The organism is Gluconacetobacter liquefaciens (genome assembly GCF_003350405.1).
Classification (GTDB): domain Bacteria; phylum Pseudomonadota; class Alphaproteobacteria; order Acetobacterales; family Acetobacteraceae; genus Gluconacetobacter; species Gluconacetobacter liquefaciens.
This window is the reverse complement of sequence record NZ_QQAW01000002.1, coordinates 271,714-294,319: the sequence shown is the minus strand read 5'-3', so window position 1 is coordinate 294,319 and position 22,606 is coordinate 271,714. Positions and strand designations below refer to the sequence as shown.

Genomic DNA, 22,606 nt, shown 5'->3' with positions numbered 1-22,606 from the left:
CCGACCGCTTCAATCAAGAAAACGATAAAGTTCTTCCACCAGATCCCGTCTATTTTTTGCCACCCATTGAAGGAGGCAAACGGCGATGCGCGACGGGCAGGATCTCTTCTCGGATTTCACGATGTCACTGCGCGCGGGCGGCCTGGACGGCCTCCGTGCCGGCCTGATCGGAGAAGGCGCCCCCATTCCCGGCCCCTTCGGCACCCAAAAGCTGATCTATGCCGATTACGTGGCCTCGGGCCGGGCCGTGCGCCAGGTCGAGGAGTTCGTGATGAATCACGTCCTCCCCTGGTACGCCAACAGCCATACCGAAGCCTCGTTCTGCGGCCGGCATGTCAGCCGCCTGCGCCACGCGGCGCGGGCTACCATCGCCCTTTTATGCGGCGCCGACGCAGGATTTTCGACCATCTTCACCGGGGCCGGCGCCACGGCGGGGCTGAACCGGCTGGTGTCCCTGCTGGGCGTGCCGGAGGCGGTGCGCAACGGTTCCGCCCCCGTCGTCTTCATCGGCCCTTACGAGCACCATTCCAACATCCTGCCGTGGCGCGAAAGCGGTGCCGAGATCGTGGAAATCGACGAGGCCCCGGAGGGCGGACCCGATCTCGCCCATCTCGCGGCAGCCCTTGCGGAAGCCGGCTCGTCACGCCTGAAAATCGGTGCTTTCTCGGCCGCTTCCAACGTCACCGGCATCATCACCGACATCGACGCGGTCACGGCGCTGCTGAAAGCCAATGGCGCCCTCGCGGTCTGGGACTATGCCGGCGGCGGCCCCTATCTGCCCATCGACATGAAGCCCAACACGCCTTGGGAAAAAGACGCCATCGTGGTGTCGCCGCACAAATTCATCGGCGGTCCGGGCGCCTCGGGCATCACGATCATCCGCGACGCGGCCGTGACGCTGACCCGTCCGGTCGTGACGGGCGGCGGCACGGTGCGCTTCGTCTCCCCCTGGGGCCACGATTACGCCGACGGCATCGCCACACGCGAGGAAGCCGGCACCCCCAACGTGGTCGGCGATATCCGCGCCGCCCTCGCCTTCCTGGTCAAGGACGCGATCGGGCAGGATTTCATGAACACCCGCAATGATACGCTCTATCTCGCAGCCCGCGCGGTCTGGGACCACAACCCCAATCTCGTCATCCTCGGCAACCCGGCCGCCGCACGGCGGCTGCCGATCTTCTCGATGCAGATCCACGACCGGCAGCGCGGCGGCATGATCCACCAGCAACTCTTCACCCGCATGCTGTCCGATTGCTACGGCATCCAGGCCAGGGGCGGCTGCGCCTGCGCCGGCCCCTACGCCCACCGCCTGCTGGGGATCGATCGTACGGCGTCCGACGCCCTGCGCGCCGCGATCCTGTCGGGCGAGGAAATGCGCAAACCCGGCTGGACACGCCTGAATTTCAGCGTGCTGATGGATGACGCGAAAGCGGCAAAAATCATCGCGGCAGTGGACGAACTGGCCCGGGCGCCCTACCCCATGGCCGATTTTTACGAGGCGGATCCTGCCACCGCCCGGTTTCGTGCGGCGGCAGGAAAATCTTCTTTTTCTGAAGAAAAAGAAGAAAAAAGACTTTTATCCATTTAGGGTTTTACGACGCCCGCAGGACAACCTTTAACAGATCAAAAGTTTTTTGGTTCTTTTTTTCAAAAAAGAACAGAAATCTCACTCCACCGCCACGTTGATCGCACTCCCACCAACCCGGAACTTCTCCCCCATCTCCGCCAGCCCGGCAGTAATTTCGGCGGCCGACATTCCGGCCCCGTCATTCTGGCCACGCGCCGCGTCACGAATATCCTGGCTGATCTTCATCGAGCAGAATTTCGGCCCGCACATCGAACAGAAATGCGCCGTCTTGTGCGCATCCTTCGGCAACGTCTCGTCATGGAAAGACCGTGCCGTCTCCGGGTCCAGTCCCAGATTGAACTGATCCTCCCAGCGGAATTCGAAACGCGCACGCGACACCGCATCGTCGTGCAGCCGCGCCGCCGGGTGCCCCTTGGCCAGGTCGGCGGCATGGGCCGCCAGCTTGTAGGTGATCACACCGGTCTTCACATCGTTGCGGTCGGGCAGGCCCAGATGCTCCTTGGGCGTGACGTAGCAAAGCATGGCCGTGCCGAACCAGCCGATCATGGCCGCCCCGATGGCGCTGGTGATATGGTCGTATCCAGGCGCGATATCCGTCGTCAACGGACCAAGCGTGTAGAACGGCGCCTCGCCGCAATGGGCCAGTTGCTCGTCCATATTGGCCTTGATCTTGTGCATCGGCACATGGCCCGGCCCCTCGATCATCACCTGGCAGCCATGGTCCCACGCCACACGGGTCAGTTCGCCCAGCGTGCGCAGTTCGGCGAACTGGGCGACATCGTTGGCATCGGCGATCGACCCGGGGCGCAGCCCGTCCCCCAGACTGAAGCTGACGTCATATTCCCGCATGATCTCGCAGATCTCGCCGAACTTCTCATACAGGAAGCTCTCGCGATGATGCGCCAGGCACCATTTGGCCATGATCGAGCCCCCACGCGAGACGATGCCCGTCACCCGCCGCGCCGTCAGGGGCACATAGGCCAGCCGCACTCCGGCATGGATGGTAAAGTAATCCACTCCCTGCTCGGCCTGTTCGATCAGCGTGTCGCGGAAAACCTCCCACGTCAGGTCCTCCGCCACGCCACCGACCTTCTCCAGCGCCTGATAGATCGGCACCGTGCCGATCGGCACCGGGCTGTTGCGGATGATCCAGTCGCGGATATTGTGGATGTTCCGGCCGGTGGACAGGTCCATCACCGTATCCGCGCCCCAGCGCGTGGCCCACACCATCTTGTCCACTTCGTCGGCCACATGGCCCAGCACGGCGGAATTGCCGATATTGGCGTTGATCTTCACCAGAAAGTTCCGGCCGATGATCATCGGCTCTAGTTCCGGATGGTTGATGTTCGCCGGCAGCACGGCCCGTCCCCGGGCGATTTCCTCGCGCACGAATTCCGGCGTCACGAAATCCGGAATGCTGGCACCGAAATCCTCGCCATCCCGCAATGCCTGATCCGTCGCCGCACGGCGTTGGTTCTCGCGGATCGCGACATATTCCATCTCCTCGGTCACGATCCCGGCGCGCGCATAGTCAAGCTGCGTCACCGGCCGCCCCGACCGGCCACGCCACACCACCCGCCCGGTATTGTCGAAAGCCGGCGCCAGCGTCGCCCCGCTGGCCCCTCCATTATCTTCCGGCCGCACTTCTCGCGGCTGCTCCACCAACGCGCAATCGCCACGCCGCGCGATCCATCCGGCACGCAGGGCAGGCAGGCCGCGCGCAATATCGATCTCGGCGGCAGGATCGGTATAGGGGCCGGACGGATCGTACAGCGTCACCGGCGGCTCGCCGGAACTGGTGTGCAGATCGACCTGCCGGAAGGGCACCCGCAGGTTCGGAAACAGCGTGCCGTCCTGATAGACCTTACGGCCGCCAGCACGCGGCCCGACCGTAACATCGCCGGTCGCGGGCGTGCGCGTCGGCTGTCGCGGCGGGCTGGGGGGTGTCTGGATATTCATGGCGCGTCCTCTTTGCTCATTGAGGGGGCGCGCCGGCGCGAAATGTCATGACGGCGGCACATCGCAGCACCGCGCTCAATTCCCATCCCTTCGCCGGCATGACCCGGATCAGGTTCGACGGGTCAGGGGGAAAACACCCCTCTCTCAGCCGCTCGCATGCGACTCCCCGGAGAACGGCGCGATCTTAATCCTGCCCCAAGGGCCGGGGTCAAGAGCAAGCCGCATCGCCGGGCCATACGGCACGTCACATTGTCGCGCGACGGGCGGGCCGTCCCCTCGACCCGCCCGCACCGGTCACGATGCGCGGGGACGGATCGCAGCCTCCCGAACCTCGGGCGCACACCCCTCCCGGAAGGTCTCGAAATTCTGCGCGAACCGCGCCGCAAGATCGGCCGCCGCACGGGCATAGGCCGCCGGATCATCCCAGGTCGAAGCCGGGTCCAGCAGAGTGTCGGGCACGCCGGGCACATGGGTGGGAATCGACAGGCCGAAATGCTCTTCCACCCGAAACGGCACGTCGTCCAACCGCCCGTCCAGCGCGGCGTTGACCAGCGCGCGCGTCTGCGCCAGCGCGATTCTCCGTCCGGTCCCATAGGGGCCGCCGGTCCAGCCCGTATTCACCAGCCAGCACGTCACCGGCGTCCGCGCCAGGCTGGCCGCCAGTTGCGCGCCATACAGTTCCGGCGGGCGCGGCAGGAACGGCGCGCCGAAACAGGCGCTGAAGGTCGCCTGCGGCTCCTTGCCCAGCCCCTTCTCGGTCCCGGCGATCCGCGCCGTATAACCCGACAGGAAATGATACACCGCCTGCGCGGGCGTCAGCCGCGCGATGGGCGGCAGCACGCCGAATGCATCGGCCGTGAGCATCACCACATGGCGCGGCACGCCGCCTCGCCCGTCCGGGCTGGCATTAGCCACGAAATCGATCGGATAGCAGGCGCGCGTGTTCTCCGTCAGGCCACCATCCATGAAGTCCGGCACACCATCGCGAGCAGCCATCACGTTTTCCAGCACGGTGCCGAACCGGTGCGATGCGTCCCATATCTCGGGCTCCGCTTCCCGCGCCAGGCCGATCACCTTGGCGTAACAGCCCCCTTCGACGTTGAACACACCGTCCCGCGACCAGCCATGCTCGTCATCGCCGATCAACTGGCGCGCGGCGTCGGACGACAGCGTGGTCTTGCCGGTGCCCGACAGGCCGAAGAACAGGGCCACTTCGCCGCCAGGCCCGATATTGGCCGAGCAATGCATCGGCATCACGTCCTGTTCCGGCAGCAGCCAGTTCATGACCGTGAAAATGGATTTCTTGATCTCCCCGGCATATTGGGTGCCCGCGATCACCACCAGCCGCTGCTCCAGCGACAGGATCACGCCGGTGGAACTCCGCACCCCATGCGTCGCCGGGTCGAGCGCGAGGTCGGGCGCATGCAGGATCACGAAATCCGGCACGAACGCCGCCAGTTCGGCCGTCGGGGGCCGAATGAACATGTTGCGCGCGAACAGCGCGTGCCAGGCATGGGTCGTCACCAGACGCACCCGGATGCGATGGGCCGGATCGGCCCCCGCGTACAGATCCTGGATGAACAACTCCTGCCCTTCCAGATAGCCGCGCACATAATCGCAGGCCCGCTGGAACGCCTCCCTCGGCAGGGCGGCATTGATGCTCCCCCACCAGACACCGTCGCGCGTCGAGGGTTCGTCGACGATGAACTTGTCCTGCGCCGAACGACCTGTATGCAGGCCCGTGCGCACCATCAGCGCCCCACCGGAGGACAACGCGCCTTCCTCCCGGCGGATCGCATGCCCGATCAGTTCGGGCGCATGAAGGTTGGCATGAACTGCCCCGGCATGGCGCAGGCCGGTTCCCGCTATCGCGTCTTCTGAATCCGCAGGCCGGAAGATCTTATTGCTGTTCATTCTTTTCCGTTTCCTGATCATTGTTCCCCGGTGTGTCGCCCCGGAATGACAAGTGTGACCCGATCAGCATGGCAACTTCCTGATCGACATCAGATCTCTCAATCACAAATACGTGATTGATCATCCCCAACTATATCTCCCCCTTCCCCGTTATCACCCTTCCGACTGCACGCCATCCGTCCGAAAAGTTTCTTGCAGGACGATAAAAATTATCACAAACCCGCCTGGGATTGCTGTCTTTTTATAACGGCCACCCGGCTTTTCTTTGATTTTTGTCCAATCTCTTCATAAAATAATTGGATGAATGAAAAAGAAAATCCGCAGTCAAAGCTGCTCATCAACGTCATCGCGGGCATTTCCGCCGCGGGCGGCCTGCTGTTCGGCTACGATACCGGCATCATCTCGGCGGCCCTGCTGCAGATCACCCCGCAATTCCACCTGGATATCGGCGGCCAGCAGATCGTCACCTCGGCCATCATCGCCGGCGCGCTGGTCGGCTGCATGGGGGCGGCGCCGCTGTCCGACCGTTGCGGCCGCCGACGCACCGTGATGGTGGCGGCCGCCATCTTCATCATCGGCACGCTCGTCGCCGCCCTGGCCGACAGCACCTCGATGCTCACCGTGGCGCGCTTCGTGCTGGGCCTGGCGGTGGGGGCCGCGTCGCAGATCGTGCCGCTCTATATTTCCGAACTCGCTCCGGCCCACCGGCGTGGGCGCCTGGTGGGCCTGTTCCAGTTCGCGGTGGTCTCCGGCATCCTGGTCTCCTACATCGCCGGCTACCTGCTGCGCCATGAAAGCTGGCGGCTCATGTTCGGCCTCGGGATCATTCCCGCCGTGATCCTGCTGCTGGGCATGGCCTTCCTGCCCAACAGTCCGCGCTGGCTGGCCATGCGGGGCGATTTCGACGGGGCGCGCACCGTCCTGCGCCGGGTCCGCTCCAGCCACCGCACGGCGGAGCAGGAACTGCAAAGCATCATCGACGCGCACGACCGGCAGGCCCCGTGGTCGGAACTGGCCCGCCCCTGGATCCGCCCCGCCCTGGTCGCGGCGGTCGGCGTCGCCCTGCTCTGCCAGCTCAGCGGCATCAATGCCGTCCTCTATTACGCCCCCACCATCTTCTCCGGCGCTGGCTTCGGCGAGGGCTCGGCGCTCCTCACCTCGGTCGCAGTGGGCGTGGCAATCATCGTGGCGACGCTGTTCGGCAACTGGGCGGTCGAGGCGATCGGCCGACGGGCCCTGCTGCTGTGGTTCCTGCCCGGCGCCAGCCTGTGCCTGCTGGTTCTGGCCGAACTGTTCCATATGCAGGCCACGGGCACATCCCATCCCTGGCTGATGGTCGCGGCCCTGCTCGGCTATGCGGTGCTCAATGTCGGCAGCCTGTCGGTCACCATCTGGATCATCGGGGCCGAGGTCTTTCCGCTGTCGGTGCGCGGCAAGGGCATGGGCCTGGTGGCGGCCGCGCATTGGGCGGCCGACCTGCTGATCTCGCTCACCACCCTGTCGATGGTCCAGAGCTTCGGCGCGGGGGGCACTTTTCTGCTGTTCGGCCTAGTCAATGCGCTGGCCTTCCTGTTCGTGCTGCGCTTCGTCCCCGAAACGCGCGGCCTGTCGCTGGAGGAAATCGAGGGCCGGCTCCGCGAAGGCACCTTCCTGCGCACGGCCAGCGGCCACCGGCTCGGCCGGGCGCGCTGACGGCGTCCGATCCGACAGCTTGCCGGAGGCCGGCATGGCGACTATGCCGACAGGGTTCGCCACTCCGGACGAGGCCCCGCCCATGACCGTCCCCCGTATCGATCCCTTCCATGCCGTCGGCCTCAGCACGCTGGCCCACCAGATGGCGGCGGAAGGGCGCGATATCGTGCATATGGAATTCGGCCAGCCCTCGACCGGCGCACCGAAAGCCGCGATCGCCGAAGCCCACCGCATCCTCGACAGCGACGGCATGGGTTATTGGGAAAGCACGCCGCTGAAGGCGCGCATCGCCCGCCATTACCTGGAAACCTACGGCGCCACCGTCCTGCCCGAGCAGATCTGGCTGACCTGCGGCGCCTCGCCGGCCTTCGTGCTGGCGCTGAACAGCGCCTTCACGCCCGGCGCCCGGATCGCATTGGCCCGACCGGGCTACGTCGCCTATCGCAACACCCTGCGGGCGCTCTATATGGAACCGGTCGAAATCCCCTGCGGCCCGGCCGAGCGGTTCCAGCTTTCAGCCGCCGCCATCGCGGCGCTGGACCCGCCGCCCGACGGTATCATCCTCGCCAGCCCGGCCAACCCCACCGGCACGATCCTGTCGGATGCCCAGATGCAGGCCATCGTCATCGTCTGCCGGGACCGGGGCATCCGCATCGTGTCCGACGAGATCTACCACGGACTCAGCTATGTCGGCCCGGTCCGCTCGATCCTGCAGGACGAGCCGGAGGCCCTGGTCGTCAACAGCTTCTCCAAATATTTCAGCATGGCCGGCTGGCGGCTGGGCTGGCTGGTCGCCCCTCCATCGCTGATCGAGGCCGTGCGGACGCGCGTGGGCAACATGTTCCTCACACCGCCCTCGCTCAGCCAGCATGCCGGTCTCATCGCCTTCGACTGCCGCGAGGAACTGGAAGGCCATGTCCGCATGTACCGCCATAACCGCGACCTGCTGCTGGAACGCCTGCCGGAACTCGGGATCGAGCGGATCGCCCCACCCGACGGCGCCTTCTACATCTATGCCGATATCGGACACCTGACGAATGACAGCCTGGCCTTCTGCGCCCGGCTGCTGGCCGATACCGGGGTCGCCACCGCGCCGGGACTGGATTTCGATCCCGTCGAAGGCAACCGCTTCATGCGCTTCAGCTTCGCGGTCTCGACCGACCGGCTGGAAGAGGCCCTGCGACGCATGGTCCCCTGGTTCGCCCGCGCCGGCAAGGCGGCCGACTGAACGCGCGGCATGGTGCCGGCGGCTTGTCAGGATTTCCCGACTGGCCCTACTATGGCTGCATGCTTCGCTCCCTGCGCTGGTCGCTGCTCTGCATCCCCTTCGTTCTCAGCGCGTGTGCCGAGAACGGCTCCTGCACCATCGCATCGGTCGGCGATATGCCGGTTCTGAACGAGCAGGGTTCCCCCATCGTCAAGGCGTCCATCAACGGGCACCCGGTGGCATTCATCGTCGATACGGGTTCGCTGATCACCGCCATCTGGCCGCAGCAGGTGGACAAGCTCGGCCTGTATTCAACATTCCGCCAGGTCCAACTGCGCGGCGTGGGCGGCGACACCCTGGGCACGGTCGTCACGGCCCGCGCGATGGGGCTAGGCGCGGCCACCGTGTCGGATGTGTCCTTCGTCTCCGTGGGCAAGATGATGGATGGCCGCGCAATCAACGGAATTCCCGTCGCCGGACTGCTCGGAGCGGATTTTCTGTCCAGTTACGATGTCGTCTTCGACCTGCCGAACCATCAGGTCAATCTGTACGATGTCCGGGGATGCAAGGGACTCATCCCACGCTGGAGCGGCGGCTTTTACAGCGTCCCCACCGATGAAGACCACATCGACCAGACCAAGATCATCGTCCGCGTCAAACTCGACGGTCATCCCATGGACGCGATTCTCGACAGCGGCGCGCAACACACCCTGATCACCACCGATGACGCAGGCGGCGCGGGTGTGACGAAAGCCGATCTCGCCAAAGACCACAAAGGGATCGGCTTCGGAATCGACGACGAAAAGCTGGTACGGTTCATGCATCGCTTCGAAAGTTTCCAGATCGGTCCCTTTCACTTCGAGCATCCTGTCATGTCGGTCAGCGAGACCGATCACAGCCTGCTGGGTGCGGAATTCCTCCGCCGTCACCGGGTCTGGATTCCCCGAGCGCGGAACGAAATCTTCGTCCAGCCAACCGGCCCGTTCACCCCGATAGACTCTCCGGCAACCGCTCCCGCCGATGCAGCATCAGGCCGCAATAAGCCAGAATGACCAGGTAAGCCGGCCCCGCGACCCCGACAAAGGCCGCCTGCACCCCGCAGGATCGCGCCAGATGCACGAAAACCTGCGGCAGCACGCCCCCACCGCAAAACGCCATCACCAGCAGGGCAGCGGCATGGTCGGCATGCCGGCCCATCGCCCGCATCACCACCGGGAACAGCGCCGGCATGATCATCGCATTGGCAAAGCCGAGCAGCGCCACGCACAGCACGGACAGCAGGCCCGTCGTCATCCACGCTGCCCCGCACAGGGCCAACCCCATGGCGCAGGAGACCGCCATATAACGCTCCTGCGACACCCGGCGCGGCACAATCACCATCCCGGCCAGATATCCCGCCAGCATCGCCGCCAGCGTCACGGCGGTAAAATATTTGGTCACGTCCAGCGACAGGCCGAAGGACCGGCCATACAGCCCGATCGCATCCCCGGCCATCACCTCCACGCCGACATACAGAAACGTGCTGAACACCCCCAGGGCCAGCAGTAACAGGCCCCCGTCACGCCCCGTGACAGGCCCATCTACCTCCCCCCCGATCCCGATCGCCGGCAGGCGCGACCGCAGGACCCATACCGCCATCACCAGCAGCAGCACGGCCATGAACAGATAGGGCGCATGCACGGCGCGGGTAAACTGCGACAGGATAGCCTCGCGCGCCGCGGTCGAGGGCGCGGCCTGCACCAGGGTCGCAATGCCGCCGATATCGCGCATCACCAGGGCGGCGAAGATTAGCGGCGCCAGAATGCCGGCGAACTTGTTCGCGGTCCCCATGATCGCGATCCGTTGCGCCGCACGTTCATGCGGCCCCAGCAGCGTGACGTAAGGATTCACCGTCACCTGCAACAACGACAGCCCGGCCCCGATCACCCCCAGCCCGGCCAGCGCACCGGAATACCAGCGCCCGGTCACGCATTCGCCGAACAGGGCCGTACCGGCCGCCATCACCATCAGCGCAATCGCCATGCCGGCCTTCAGGCCGGTCCGACGCGCCAGCAGCGTGGCTGGCAATGGGAAAATGAAATAAGCCAGATAAAAGCAGGATGGTACAAGAAACGCCGCGACATCGCTCAGGCTGAAAGCAAGCTGCACGAACGTGATCAGCGGCCCGTTCAGCCAGGTCACGAAGCCGATGCTGAAGAACAGCAACGCCATGATGACGATCGGCGACCAGCCATAGCTTCCCGCCGGACCGCCGATGGAAACCTTCCTCGCGTCGCCTTCGCCTGCCCTCACGATCGCCGCACCCTGCCGCCGCGCACAGGCGCACGCGGCCATCCGGCCCTCATGTGTCCTGCCCGCCCCAGCGCCATCTCCATCCTCCTTCCGTCTTTGCCGCGCAGATCACGAGAATCACGACCAGGACAACGGAATCGACGAGGATTTCGATAAAAACCATACTGGCGGAATGAAGGAAGAGAGAAAGCGCCGAAACGCCGGAAAGAACCGCGAAGCCCCCAAGCATCACCACCCATCCCTGCCATGCGATCGGCAGGCCCGACCCGACCCCATAACGTTTCGCGGCAAACCATGGCTTTGACGGCGGGGCTGGCATCCGGACATTCTCCTCATCTCGTCTCTGTCATGCAACGATCGAAGCACATATCCGCCGGCCATGACCAGCCTTGGGTCGCCGCGTCAAAACGCCGCCGGGCGAGCGGCCACCGTTTACAACTCAGAACCAGTGCAGCGCTGCCAGGTACGGGGCAGCACCGCCGACACCCCGCACCGCCAGCATCCCGGCCAGCATCAGCATCACCGCCGCCACCAGACCGTCCAGCACGCGCCACGCGGCAGGCCGGGCAAAGACCGGGCGCAGCAGGCGCGCGCCAAATCCCAGTCCGGTGAACCACAGCGCGCTGGCCGTCGCCGCCCCCGCCACGAACAGCGGCCTGGCCGCGCCGGGCAGGCCACCGCCCACCGCCCCCATCAGCAGCACCGTATCCAGATAGACATGCGGGTTCAGATAGGTAAACGCCGCCGCCCGCCCCAGCGTACCGACCAGGCTATGCTGCCCTTCATGCCCATCGGCCACCATGGCAGCGGGCGCAAACGCGCGCCGCAGGGCACCAAGCCCGTACCACGCCAGAAACACCGCGCCACCCAACGACATGACCCAGATCAGCGCGGGCATCCGCTGCACGATCACGCCCATCCCCAACACGCCGGCCGAGACCAGCAACATGTCGGACAGGGTACAGAACATCACCACCGGCACGACATGCCGGCGGAGCAGCCCCTGACGCAGGACGAACAGGTTCTGGGCGCCAATGGCGACGATCAGGGCGGCCGCAAGGCCGAACCCGCTGGCAAAGCCGGAAGGAATCAACATGGCCGCTTCCATGCCGGGGGATCATCGCGTAATCCAGCTTAATTCCCTTTACCTGATTAAGCGGAACTAAATCCCATGCTCGACTACGCCGCCCTCGCCGCCGTGGCCGCCGTCGCACGGGAAGGCAGTTTCGAACGCGCGGCAGCGGCACTGGGGGTCACGGCCTCGGCCGTCTCGCAGCGCGTACGCACGCTGGAAGACCGGCTGGGCGCCGTGCTGATCGCTCGCGGACAACCCTGCACTGCCACGGCGGTCGGTACCCGGCTGTGCGCCCATGTCGAACGGGTGCGCCTGCTGGAAGGCGAAATGGCCTCCGCCCTGCCGGGGCTGGCCAGTCAGATCGCCGAATCCGGGCCGCCGACGATCCGCGTCGCGGTCAATGCCGACAGCCTGGCCACCTGGTTCATTCCCGCCATCGCCGCCTTTGCCGGGCGCGGCGACCGGCTGGTCGACCTGGTCATAGCCGGCGAGGACCATACGGCCGAACGCCTGCGCTCGGGCGACGTCCTGGCCGCCGTGACCACCGACCACGCACCCGTCCAGGGCTGCCGCACCGTGCCACTGGGTGCCTTGCGTTATGCCGCGACGGCGTCACCCGCCTTCGTGGCGCAATGGTTCGCAAGCGGCGTCGATGCCCCATCGCTGGCGCGGGCACCGGTCCTGCGTTTCGACCGGCGGGACGATCTGCACGCCCGCTGGGCCCGCACCCTCTTCGGACCGGAACCGGAGATGCCGACCCACTGGATTCCCTCCACCCACGGCTTCATCGACGCCGCTCTGGCGGGGATGGGCTGGTGCATGAACCCGATCCCACTGGTCGCAGCACATCTGCGCACCGGCCGGCTGGTCAGCCTGACGCCGAATCACCATCTGGACGTACCGCTTTACTGGCAGCACGCGCGCATCGGCACCCGACTGCTGGACGCCCTGACGCGCGACGTCGTCACGGCGGCAAAAAATGGTCTTCTCTAAAGCATTTCGACCGAAAGCCAGTTCGGCGACCCTGCGCGCATTGCCAGCGCGCCGCCCCTTTCAGGCGGCCGAACGCGATGCCATGACCGGCGAAAGGGCCTTCAGAACCTGCGGTTTGTCGCGCGTCTCAAACCGGCTGATCAGCCGCATGAGTTCCTGCGATTCATGGCTCAGGCTGGAGGCCGCAGCCGTCGCCTCCTCCACCATTGCCGCGTTCTGCTGGGTCACCTGATCCAGTTGGGTAACGGCTTCGTTGACTTGCGTCAGCCCCATCGCCTGCTCCTCGGTCGACTGCGCGATTTCCGAAACCAGCGCGTCGATCTCGGAAATCTTCGTCACCACCGCGTTCAGCGCAACTCCGGTTTGCTCGACCAGTTTCGCGCCGCGCGTCACCTCGCCGCCCGATCTGACGATCAACGCCTTGATCTTGCTGGCCGCCTCGGCCGAACGTTGCGCCAGCGTCCGCACTTCCGACGCCACCACGGCAAAACCCCGGCCGGCATCGCCGGCGCGCGCGGCCTCAACCCCTGCATTGAGCGCCAGCATGTTGGTCTGGAACGCAATCTGGTCGATCATGCCGATGATCTGGCCGATCTCCTGCGACGAACCCTTGATCTCCTCCATCGCGACAATGGCCTCACGCACCACCTCGCCGGACTTCGCGGCATCGGCGCGCACGTCCGAAGCGGAAGTCGAGGCCGCCCTGGCCCCGGCGGCACTGCGCGTCACCACACGGGTGATTTCCCCTAAGGTCGTCGCCGTCTGCTCCAGGTTGGCCGCCTGCATCTCGGTGCGCCGCGCCAGATCGTTCGAAGCCGAAGCGATCTCCTGCGCACCGTTCCCCACGCTGCCCGCCGAAGCCGAAATCGCCCCCATCGTGGCTTCCAGCGTCTCCATCGCGGCGTTGAAATCGCGCCGCAGCTTTTCGTAGGCAGGGTCGATCGGCTTCACCAGACGGTGGCTGAGCGCATTCCTGGCCAACTTGTCCAGGCCACCGGCAACCTCGTCCACCGCCTGGACACGGCTGGTCACATCGGTCGCGAACTTGACGACCTTGGCAACGCGCCCATGATGATCAAAAATCGGATTATACGAAGCCTGAAGCCAGACAATCCTGCCGTTCCTGCCAATCCGCTTGAACTCGGCCGCCACATACTCGCCAGCCTGCAATTTCCGCCACAGGGCCGCATAGTCCGGAGAACGGGCGAAATCCGCCTCGACAAACATCCGATGATGCTGCCCCCTGACCTCGTCGAGGCTGTACCCCATGGAGGAGAGGAACGCCTCGTTCGCGTTCAGAACCTCCCCGTCCGGCGTAAACTCGATCATCGCCTGGACGCGGGAAACCGCATCCATCTTGCCCTTGAAGTCGGCAATCCTTACCGCCTCATCGGTCGTGACCGTCGCGACTTTGACGACCTTGTAGGGCTTGCCAAGAAAATTGCGCACAGGGTTGTAGGACGCCTGGATAAAGACCTCTTTCCCGCCCTTTCCAATGCGCACATATTCACGGGCGTCGAATTCACCCCGGCGCAACTTGTCCCAGAACGCCTTATATTCGGGGCTCCTTGCGTAATCGGGATCGACGAAAATGCTGTGATGCCGCCCTCGGATCTCGTCCAGCCGATAGCCCAGCGCCCTACAGAAATTCTCGTTCGCGGTCAGAATCCGGCCGGCAAGATCGAATTCGATAATGGCCAGCGAACGATCAAGCGCGGCAAGCGTCGCTCGTGAATCTCCCAGACGCCATTTCAGAAAGCCGAACATTCGCACTCATTCCTCAACCCCGACCAGATCAGTTCGCCCCCGCCAGCCACCGGGCTCCGGCCCGGACAAACCCCTGCAGGAAAATCACGCATCGCGGCGAAATGGGATGATCGGCATTCTTCACACCCGAAGCAGAACGTCGAACGAACGGCAATTCGTCCCGTCGTCTTTACACACGCGCTCTCATCGGTAACCGGTAGTGGTATCAATACCCGCAACACCTCGCAAGAGCGTGATCGGCATATCCGCTATCCGGTCGCAGACACCATGCCCTGCATGTGGGTATCGCCGGCCGCCATCAAACGAAAACAGGGCACGGCGAAAATACGCCGCGCCCTGTTCCCTTCCCGGATGCGGGCTCGGTCAGCGGAAAGCGAGATGGACCGGTGCAAGGGCCGCCTGGGCGGCAGGCGCCGAAACGGCATTGACCACCGCCGGATCGAACACCCGCAGAAAGCTGGTGGGATGGATGCCCATCCACAGCGTGACCAGCGCGCAAGGCACCAGAACCGCCAGTTCCGGCCCGGTCAGGTCACGCAGCATCGCCACCACGCCACGTCCCGGCGCACCTAACATCACCCGGCGATACAGCACCAGCATATAGACCGCACCGAGGATCATGCTGCTGCCCGCCAGGAAGGCGATCCAGAACGAAACATGGATAGCGCCGACCATCACCAGCCATTCGCCGACGAAGGCACCGGTACCCGGCAGGCCGATATTGGCCATGACGAACAGCATGCCCAGTGTCGCCAGCACCGGCATCTTGTGCGCAACGCCCGAGAAGGCGTCGATCGACCGCGTCTCCGCCCGCCAGGACACTGCAGCCACGCAGAAGAACAGCGCGGTAATGATCACGCCGTGCGACAGCATCTGGAAAATCGCGCCGTCGATGCCCTCCGGCGTCAGGGTGAACAGCCCGACCGCGATCACCCCCATATGCGAAAACGAGGAATAGGCGATCAGCCGCTTCATGTCCGTCTGCGCCAGAGCGATGATGGCGGCATAGATTACGGCGATGACCCCCAGCGTCAACACATAGGGCGCGAACAGCCGGGCGGCATCGGGGAACATCAGCACGCCGAAACGCAGCAGCCCATAAGCGCCGGCCTTGGACAGCACGCCCGACAGCAGCGCCGTCGTCGGCGTGGGCGCCTCGGTATAGGCATCGGGCAGCCACGCATGCAGCGGGAACAGCGGCAGTTTCACCCCAAAGGCCAGGATAAAGCCAAGCAACAGCCAGCACTGCATGGCCGGGGCGAAATTCGCGTGCATCAGCACAGGAATGTCGGTGGTGCCCGTCATGGTCCACATCGCCAGCAGCGCCAGCAACATGAACAGCGATCCGCCGAAGGTGAACAGGAAGAACTGCATCGAGGCCCAGACCCGCTTCGGCCCACCCCATATGCCGATCATCAGACTGCCCGGAATCAGCGTCGCTTCGTAGAACACGTAGAAAAGAACCAGATCCAGCGCCGAAAACAGGCCGACCAGCGTGGTTTCCAGCAGCAGCAGCGCCACCATGTAGTCCCGCACCCGCGTCGTCACCAGCTTCCACCCGCCGATCACCGCCAGCGGCGTCAGAAAGGTGGACAGCAGCACGAACAGCAGGCTGATCCCATCGACACCTGTATGGTACGACACGCCGAACGACGCGGCCCAATCCGCCTGCTGCACGAACTGAAAGCCCGGCACCCGCGGGTCGAACTCGGCCCAGATCACCACCGACAGCGCAAAGACCAGCAGGCTGGTCCACAACGCCACCCATCGCGACGCGGTCTCGATCGCCTCGGAGGTGCCGCGCATCATGAAGATGGCAAGCGCGCCGCCCAGCGGCAGATACGTGACCAGGGAAAGCAGGATGGGATGCACGTCGGTCTCATCGTCCGTGAAAGATGGCGAAGCCTATCCCTGTTCCGGCAACGAGACTACCCAGGCGCCGCATCACGTTCTCCCGAGCGGCACCGGTTTTCCGCACTTTACGCAACCGGGGCCACGCGCTGACGTTGAAGCAGCCCCGCATTTTTCATCACGCGCCGTCGTGCGCACCGATTATCGCCGGCCGAACAGGGTCTCCAGATCCGCGCGACTCAGCTTCACCCAGGTCGGGCGCCCGTGCGAGCAGGTGCCGGCCCGCGGGGTGCGTTCCATGTCGCGCAGCAGCGCATCCATCTCCTCCCGCGTCAGGCTACGCCCGGCCCGGACGCTGCCATGGCACGCCATGCGGGCCAGAATGGCATCCAGCCGCCCATCCAGCGCCTGCACCTCATCGGCGTCGGCCAGGTCGTCCTCGGCCATTTCCTCGGCCATGTCGCGCAGCAGCCCGGCCGGATCATCGGTCCCCAGCAGCACCGGCAACGCCCGCACCAGCACCGCATCCCCCCCGAACGGCTCGATCTCCACCCCCAGGGCCGACAGCGTGCCGGCACGGGCCAGCACTGCCTCCGCCCCGCCACGCGGCAACGTCACCACTTCGGGCAACAGCAAGCGCTGGGCGCGCAGCGTACCGTCCAGATACTGGGCCCGCAGCCGTTCATGCGTCAGGCGCTCATGCGCGGCATGCTGGTCCACCAGCACCAGCGCCCCGTCGCCCGACACCGCGATCACGTAGGTGCCCATCACCTGCGCCACCGCAGCCCCCAGCGGATAATCCGCCGGATCGGCCAGAACGGCACGGTCCTCTTCCACCGGCCCCGAACCGGCCCCCGGCCCCGGTGGCGCAACAGGCAACACGGGGTCCAGGACGCGCGCGGCCGGCCGATCCCCCAGATCGAGTCGTCCGCCGGAAAACGCCGCCGGGCCAGGCGCCGCAAAGACCGGTACCGCCGGGCGCGCGGGAGCGGGTGAGGGATCGGATGGCGGATACCAGATCCGCGCCGGCCCCGCCGTGCGCGACTGCAACAGCCCCGGCCGCACCCCGGCCACGCCGGCACCGCCGCCCAGCGCCCGGCCCAACGCACCGATCACCAGCCCCCGCACCGCCGCCGGATCGGCAAAACGCAACTCGGTCTTGGCCGGGTGGACGTTCACATCCACCATGTCCGGCGGAATGGTCAGCGACAGCGCCACCACCGCATGCCGCCCATGCTCGATCACATGCCGGTAGCCGACGCGCACCGCCGTCCGCAGCACCGGATCGACCACCGGCCGGCCATTGACGAGCAGAATCTGTCCCGCCGCCGTCGCCCGGTGCACCGACGGGCCGCAGGCAAACCCGCTCAGCACCAGGTCGCCTTTCACCCCCTCGACTGGTAGCATGCCGTCCGCGCCCTCGGTCTCCAGAATGGCGGCGACCCGCTCCGCCATGTCCTGGCACGGCAGGTCGAACACCACCCGTTCGTCCAGTTGCAGGCGAAAGGCCACATGCGGCACCGACAGCGCCAGCCGCCGCACCGTAATATCGGCATGTCCGGCCTCGACCCGGGGGCTCTTGAGGAACTTGCGCCGAGCGGGCGTGGCGAAGAACATGTCCTCCACCACCACGCGGGTTCCTGCCGTGCCGGCGCAGGGCGCGGGCGTCCCCACCAGCCCACCTTCCACCGTAACCCGCCACGCGCTGTCGGCCCCATGCGGGCGCGAGGTCACCGAAAGCCGCGCCGCCGCCCCGATCGACGGCAGCGCCTCGCCCCGAAACCCCAGGGTTTCGATCCGCACCAGCGTCTCGTCGCGCAGTTTCGAGGTGCAATGCCGCTCGACCGCCAGCATCAGGTCGTCTGGCGTCATGCCGCACCCGTCATCGACCACTTCGATCCGATTGATCCCGCCCTGTTCCAGCAGGATCGAAATCCGCCGCGCGCCGGAATCGATCGCGTTCTCGACCAGTTCCTTCAACGCGGCGGCGGGGCGTTCGATGACTTCGCCCGCCGCAATGCGGTTGACCACCTGTTCCGACAAACGCCGGATCACCGGTCGGGCGGGCAGGCTGGACGAATCACTCATGGGCGCAGGCTAAACCATCCGCCCCAACGGAGCGAAATCCTTTTCGGTGGAGGGAAACCAAGGTCAAAATGAAAAAGGACCAGCCAAGGCTGGTCCCCTTAATCCATGCCGGCCGGAAACCCGGCCAGGCCATCCCTGGTTCTACTTGCTGGGAGCCTTGCTCTTGACGGTCGGCGTGGCGCCCTGGGTCGGGCTGTTGCCCAGTGCCGAATTCTGGCGCAGGCGGCGGTTTTCGGCCTCGCCGTCCACCTCGCCGCCGGCTCCCCCGCCATTCCAGAACATCAACTGGTTGATAAAACCCTGCCCGGCCGGACCAAGCTCACCCTTGTCCGAACTGTCCGAAGCCGCATCTGCCTCGTTCACCAGCGCGGCCTGGCCGGCGCTCGGCGTGCCATCGGCACCCTGAAGCGCGACGTTGGGCGACAGGGTTTCCAGCGCCTGCAATCTCGGACTCTCGTCCTGCGGGCGCGACGAATCGCTGTGCGGAACCGCCAGTTCCTGCGTCGGCGGCATCGACAGCGGGGCGCGCGTCGTCACCGTATATTCGTCCGGCGAATCGCGTTCCAGGCCGAAGGCCCGATTGAGGTCCGAGCCGGAGCAACCGGCAAGAAGGACTCCGCTCGACAGCAGAAGTGCGAACGGAACCAGACGAGGGAATAGGGGCGCCATGCTTCGCTTTCTACCGCTCCTGCCCGGTTCCGGCAAGGCCACGCCGCTCGGTCAGGCTGTCGAACAATAAAATGGCAACGCCGCAATCGATCGCGGCATCCGCCAGGTTGAACACATAGAAACTGTGCCCGTAGGCATGCAGGTGCACGAAATCGACCACCGCGCCATAATGCAGGCGGTCGATCACATTGCCGATCGCCCCGCCCATGACCGCACCCAGCCCCGCGGCCACCCACGGGCGGGTTGTGCGCGCCAGCCAGATCGTCAGCACCAGCACCACCGCCAGCGCCACGACCGTGAAGACGATCCGCCCCATCCCAGCCATGCCGCCCAGCATGCCGAAGGTGATGGCGTGGTTCCACACCATGGTCAGACTGAAGAACGGCAGCACGGGAACCGAAACCCGGTTCGGCAGGTCCAGCCCATACAGAATCCAGTATTTGCTGCCCTGATCCAGCAACAGTACGAGCAGAAACAGCGCCGCGCCGATGACCCGGCAACGCAGGGCCGGCCGGAAAGCGCCGCCCCCCAGCACGGCCTCACTCATGCGCCGGCCCGCGCATCGACGACCGCGACGCAGCGCAGGCACAATTCAGGATGGGCAGTCTGGCTACCCACCTCGTCCAGCACCTTCCAGCAGCGGGCACATTTATGCCCCGACGCCGCAGAGATGACCGGCGCGCCATGGGCACCCACAGCCCCACCGTCACGCTCCTCGCCCTCACCCGCCAGGAAGATCGACGCCGCCCCCGGCTCCACCGTGATCGATGCCTGCGACACAATCGCCAGTTCGCACCAATCGACATCGGCAAAGCGTCCGGCCTCTTCCTCCGACAGTTTCAGTTCCAGCGACGCCTGAAGCGACGACCCCACGATGCCGCCGCGCCGGGCCGCCTCGATCTCGGTCGTCACCACCCGGCGCACGCCGCGCAGCGTCATCCAGCGATCGGCCAGATCGGGGCGGATCCATTCCTCGGGCAGCGCGGGGAAGTATTGCAGATGCACGCTCTCGGCCTCGCCGAAACGCGCGGTCCACGCCTCCTCGGCCGTAAAGACCAGCACCGGCGCCAGCCATGCACACAGGCAACGATGCAGTTGGTCCAGCACCGTACGGGCGGCCCGACGACGCAGATTGTCCGCGCCGTCGCAATAGATCGCATCCTTGCGCACGTCGAAATAGAACGCCGACAGGTCGGTGGCGCAGAACCCATGCACGGCGGCATAGACGCCGACCCATTCATGGGTCTTCACCGCCCGGTCGATCTGCGCGCCCAGTTCGGTCAGCCGGTGCAGCACCCACTGTTCCAGTTCGGGCATCTGCTCGTAGGGCACGCGCTCGGCGTCGGTGAACCCGTCCAGCGCGCCCAGCAGCCAGCGCAGCGTATTGCGCAGCCGGCGATACAGTTCGCCCTGCTGTTTCAGGATCTCGTTGCCGATGCGCAGGTCTTCGTTGGTGTCGGAATTCATCACCCACAGGCGCAGGATATCCGCGCCCAGCGAGTCGTTCACGTCCTGCGGGGCCACCACATTGCCCAGCGACTTCGACATCTTGCGGCCCTGCTCGTCCAGCACGAAGCCGTTGGTCACCAGCGCACGATAGGGCGCGATCCCGCGCGTGCCCACGCTTTCCAGCAGCGAGGACTGGAACCAGCCGCGATGCTGGTCGGACCCTTCCAGATACAAATCGGCCGGGAACGGCATGCCGTCACGCCCCAGCACGAAGGCATGGGTCGATCCGCTCTCGAACCACACATCGACGATGTCGAACACCTGTTCATAATCGTCGGGGTTGCGATCGTTGCCCAGGAACCGGCTGGCGGGCGCGCTGTACCACACATCCGCCCCCTCGGTGCGGAAGGCGTCCACGATGCGCTGCATCACCACCGGATCGCGCAGCACCTCGCCGCTCCGCTTCTCGACGAACACCGCGATCGGCACACCCCACGCCCGCTGGCGGCTGATGCACCAGTCCGGGCGCCCGGCAACCATCGAGGTCAGGCGGTTGCGCGCCTGGGCGGGCACGAACGTCACGTCTTCCAACGCACGCAGGGCACGGGCGCGCAACTGGCCCTCGCCATCCATGCGGATGAACCATTGCGGCGTGGCGCGATAGATCACCGGCGCGCGCGACCGCCAGGAATGCGGATAGGAATGCACCAGCTTCGCGCGCGCAACCAGTCCGGCCGGCGCATCGCCAGCATCATTGGCCTTCTGCATCGCCTCGGTCAGCGCCACGCAGACCGGCTCGGCCGCCTTGAAGACATGCCCGCCCGCGAACAGCGGCACCCAGTCGGCATAGCGCCCGTCATCCAGCACCAGTTCCGGCACCTCGATCCCGTTCGCCACCGTCAGCGCGAAATCGTCCTCACCATGGGCCGGCGCCATGTGAACCAGCCCGGTGCCCGCATCAGTGGTCACGAAATCGCCGCCCAGCAGCGGCACGTCGAAATCGTAGCCCTGCCCGCGCAGCGGATGGGCGCAGATCGCCCCCGTCAGCGCCTCGCCCGGCATGGTGTAGAGCACGTAATGCTCGGTGATCCCGGCGGCGGCGCAGAACGGCGCGATCAGCGCCTCGGCTACCAGCAGGCGGGCGCCCGGCTCCAGCAACGCATTGTCGGTCACCCCGTCGACGCGCAGCACCGCGTAGGTGATCTCCGGCCCGAAGGCGATGGCGCGGTTGCCGGGAATGGTCCAGGGCGTGGTCGTCCAGATTACGGCCGAAACGTCTTGCAGCGCCCCGGTCGGCGTCGGGTCGTGGATGAACGGAAACGCGACATGGATCGTGGTCGATTCATGGTCGCGATATTCGATTTCGGCCTCGGCAAGCGCCGTCTTCTCCACCGGGCTCCACATCACCGGGCGCAGTCCGCGATAGAGCAGCCCGTTCAGCAGGAAGCGGCCGATTTCCTCGGCGATCGTAGCTTCGGAGGAGAAATCCATCGTGGCATAGCGCTCGTCCCACTCGGCCTGCACACCCAGGCGGCGGAACTCGGCAGCCTGGATCTCGACCCATTTCGCGGCATAGGCCCGGCATTCGGCGCGGAACTGCAGAACCGGCACCGAATCCTTGTCGCGCCCGGACTTGCGATATTCCTCTTCGATCTTCCATTCGATCGGCAGGCCGTGGCAGTCCCAGCCGGGGCGGTAATGCACCGCGAAACCGGCCATGCGATGGGCGCGATTGACCACATCCTTCAGGATCTTGTTCAGCGCGTGGCCGATATGCAGGTTGCCGTTCGCATAAGGCGGCCCGTCATGCAGCATGAAGGACGGCCGCCCTTCGGCCTGCGCGCGCAACTGCCCGTCCAGGCCGCTCGCCGCCCAGTGCGCCAGAATCTCCGGCTCCCGCTTCGGCAGGCTGCCCCGCATGGGGAAGCTGGTTTTCGGCAGGAATACCGTATCCCGATAGAGATCCTGTGACTTCGACTCGGTCATGACCCTGAATTTCTGGCTACTGACGACAATGAACAACGATGCGACGGAAAGATTATTCCCCTCGCGGACCCAACCT

Annotated in this window: 15 protein-coding genes and 1 riboswitch; of the genes, 5 read left to right on the top strand and 10 right to left on the bottom strand. The window is 65.6% G+C overall.

Annotation, left to right across the window (positions count from 1 at the left end; translation table 11 throughout):
* Positions 1-85: 85 nt before the first annotated feature.
* On the top strand, positions 86-1,588 hold the full coding sequence (locus C7453_RS04595; protein WP_114726355.1) for an aminotransferase class V-fold PLP-dependent enzyme: 1,503 nt from the start codon (positions 86-88) through the stop codon (positions 1,586-1,588).
* A gap of 78 nt (positions 1,589-1,666) precedes the next feature.
* Here C7453_RS04595 and thiC read toward each other — a convergent pair whose 3' ends face one another.
* Both thiC and pckA read right to left on the bottom strand, forming a co-directional pair.
* Complete coding sequence (gene thiC / locus C7453_RS04590) at positions 1,667-3,547, bottom strand: phosphomethylpyrimidine synthase ThiC (RefSeq protein ID WP_114726354.1); 1,881 nt, start codon at positions 3,545-3,547, stop codon at positions 1,667-1,669.
* Between the two features lie 67 nt (positions 3,548-3,614).
* Positions 3,615-3,726: riboswitch (TPP riboswitch) on the bottom strand.
* A 115-nt stretch (positions 3,727-3,841) separates the two neighbouring features.
* The gene (pckA, locus tag C7453_RS04585) at positions 3,842-5,461 is read right to left on the bottom strand and encodes a phosphoenolpyruvate carboxykinase (ATP) (protein ID WP_114726353.1); all 1,620 of its coding nucleotides are present in this window, start codon (positions 5,459-5,461) and stop codon (positions 3,842-3,844) included.
* Between the two features lie 300 nt (positions 5,462-5,761).
* Here pckA and C7453_RS04580 point away from each other — a divergent pair, with 300 nt between their 5' ends.
* From C7453_RS04580 to C7453_RS04570, 3 genes are all read left to right on the top strand, one after another.
* Positions 5,762-7,153, top strand: coding sequence for a sugar porter family MFS transporter (locus C7453_RS04580; protein WP_114726352.1), 1,392 nt, complete (start codon positions 5,762-5,764; stop codon positions 7,151-7,153).
* A gap of 82 nt (positions 7,154-7,235) precedes the next feature.
* Positions 7,236-8,381 (top strand): aminotransferase class I/II-fold pyridoxal phosphate-dependent enzyme, encoded by a 1,146-nt coding sequence (locus C7453_RS04575; protein ID WP_114726663.1) that lies wholly within the window; start codon positions 7,236-7,238, stop codon positions 8,379-8,381.
* Positions 8,382-8,536: 155 nt separating this feature from the next.
* Positions 8,537-9,412, top strand: coding sequence for a retroviral-like aspartic protease family protein (locus tag C7453_RS04570; protein WP_170143123.1), 876 nt, complete (start codon positions 8,537-8,539; stop codon positions 9,410-9,412).
* Here C7453_RS04570 and gluP read toward each other — a convergent pair.
* Both gluP and C7453_RS04555 read right to left on the bottom strand, forming a co-directional pair.
* Entirely contained in the window at positions 9,345-10,571 is a 1,227-nt protein-coding gene (gene gluP / locus C7453_RS04565) for a glucose/galactose MFS transporter (RefSeq protein ID WP_245948847.1), read from the bottom strand. The genes C7453_RS04570 and gluP overlap by 68 nt on opposite strands.
* A gap of 520 nt (positions 10,572-11,091) precedes the next feature.
* A complete protein-coding gene (locus tag C7453_RS04555) occupies positions 11,092-11,748 on the bottom strand; it encodes a LysE/ArgO family amino acid transporter (RefSeq protein ID WP_114726662.1) in 657 nt (218 codons plus the stop codon).
* Between the two features lie 75 nt (positions 11,749-11,823).
* Here C7453_RS04555 and C7453_RS04550 point away from each other — a divergent pair, with 75 nt between their 5' ends.
* Positions 11,824-12,720, top strand: coding sequence for a LysR family transcriptional regulator ArgP (locus C7453_RS04550; protein WP_114726348.1), 897 nt, complete (start codon positions 11,824-11,826; stop codon positions 12,718-12,720).
* 60 nt (positions 12,721-12,780) lie between these two features.
* Here C7453_RS04550 and C7453_RS04545 read toward each other — a convergent pair whose 3' ends face one another.
* The 6 genes from C7453_RS04545 to ileS form a co-directional block, all read right to left on the bottom strand.
* Positions 12,781-14,487, bottom strand: coding sequence for a methyl-accepting chemotaxis protein (locus tag C7453_RS04545; protein WP_114726347.1), 1,707 nt, complete (start codon positions 14,485-14,487; stop codon positions 12,781-12,783).
* Between the two features lie 363 nt (positions 14,488-14,850).
* Entirely contained in the window at positions 14,851-16,359 is a 1,509-nt protein-coding gene (locus C7453_RS04540) for an NADH-quinone oxidoreductase subunit M (protein WP_114726346.1), read from the bottom strand.
* Between the two features lie 180 nt (positions 16,360-16,539).
* Positions 16,540-18,426 carry a DNA mismatch repair endonuclease MutL gene (mutL, locus tag C7453_RS04535; protein WP_114726345.1) on the bottom strand — a complete coding sequence of 629 codons (1,887 nt, stop codon included), beginning with the start codon at positions 18,424-18,426 and terminating at the stop codon, positions 16,540-16,542.
* Between the two features lie 141 nt (positions 18,427-18,567).
* Entirely contained in the window at positions 18,568-19,095 is a 528-nt protein-coding gene (locus tag C7453_RS04530) for a DUF3035 domain-containing protein (protein ID WP_114726344.1), read from the bottom strand.
* Positions 19,096-19,105: 10 nt separating this feature from the next.
* Positions 19,106-19,642, bottom strand: coding sequence for a signal peptidase II (lspA, locus tag C7453_RS04525; RefSeq protein ID WP_114726343.1), 537 nt, complete (start codon positions 19,640-19,642; stop codon positions 19,106-19,108).
* Positions 19,639-22,530, bottom strand: a complete 2,892-nt coding sequence (ileS, locus tag C7453_RS04520) for an isoleucine--tRNA ligase (protein WP_114726342.1) — start codon at positions 22,528-22,530, stop codon at positions 19,639-19,641. The genes lspA and ileS overlap by 4 nt, the downstream gene beginning before the upstream one ends.
* Positions 22,531-22,606 lie beyond the last annotated feature (76 nt).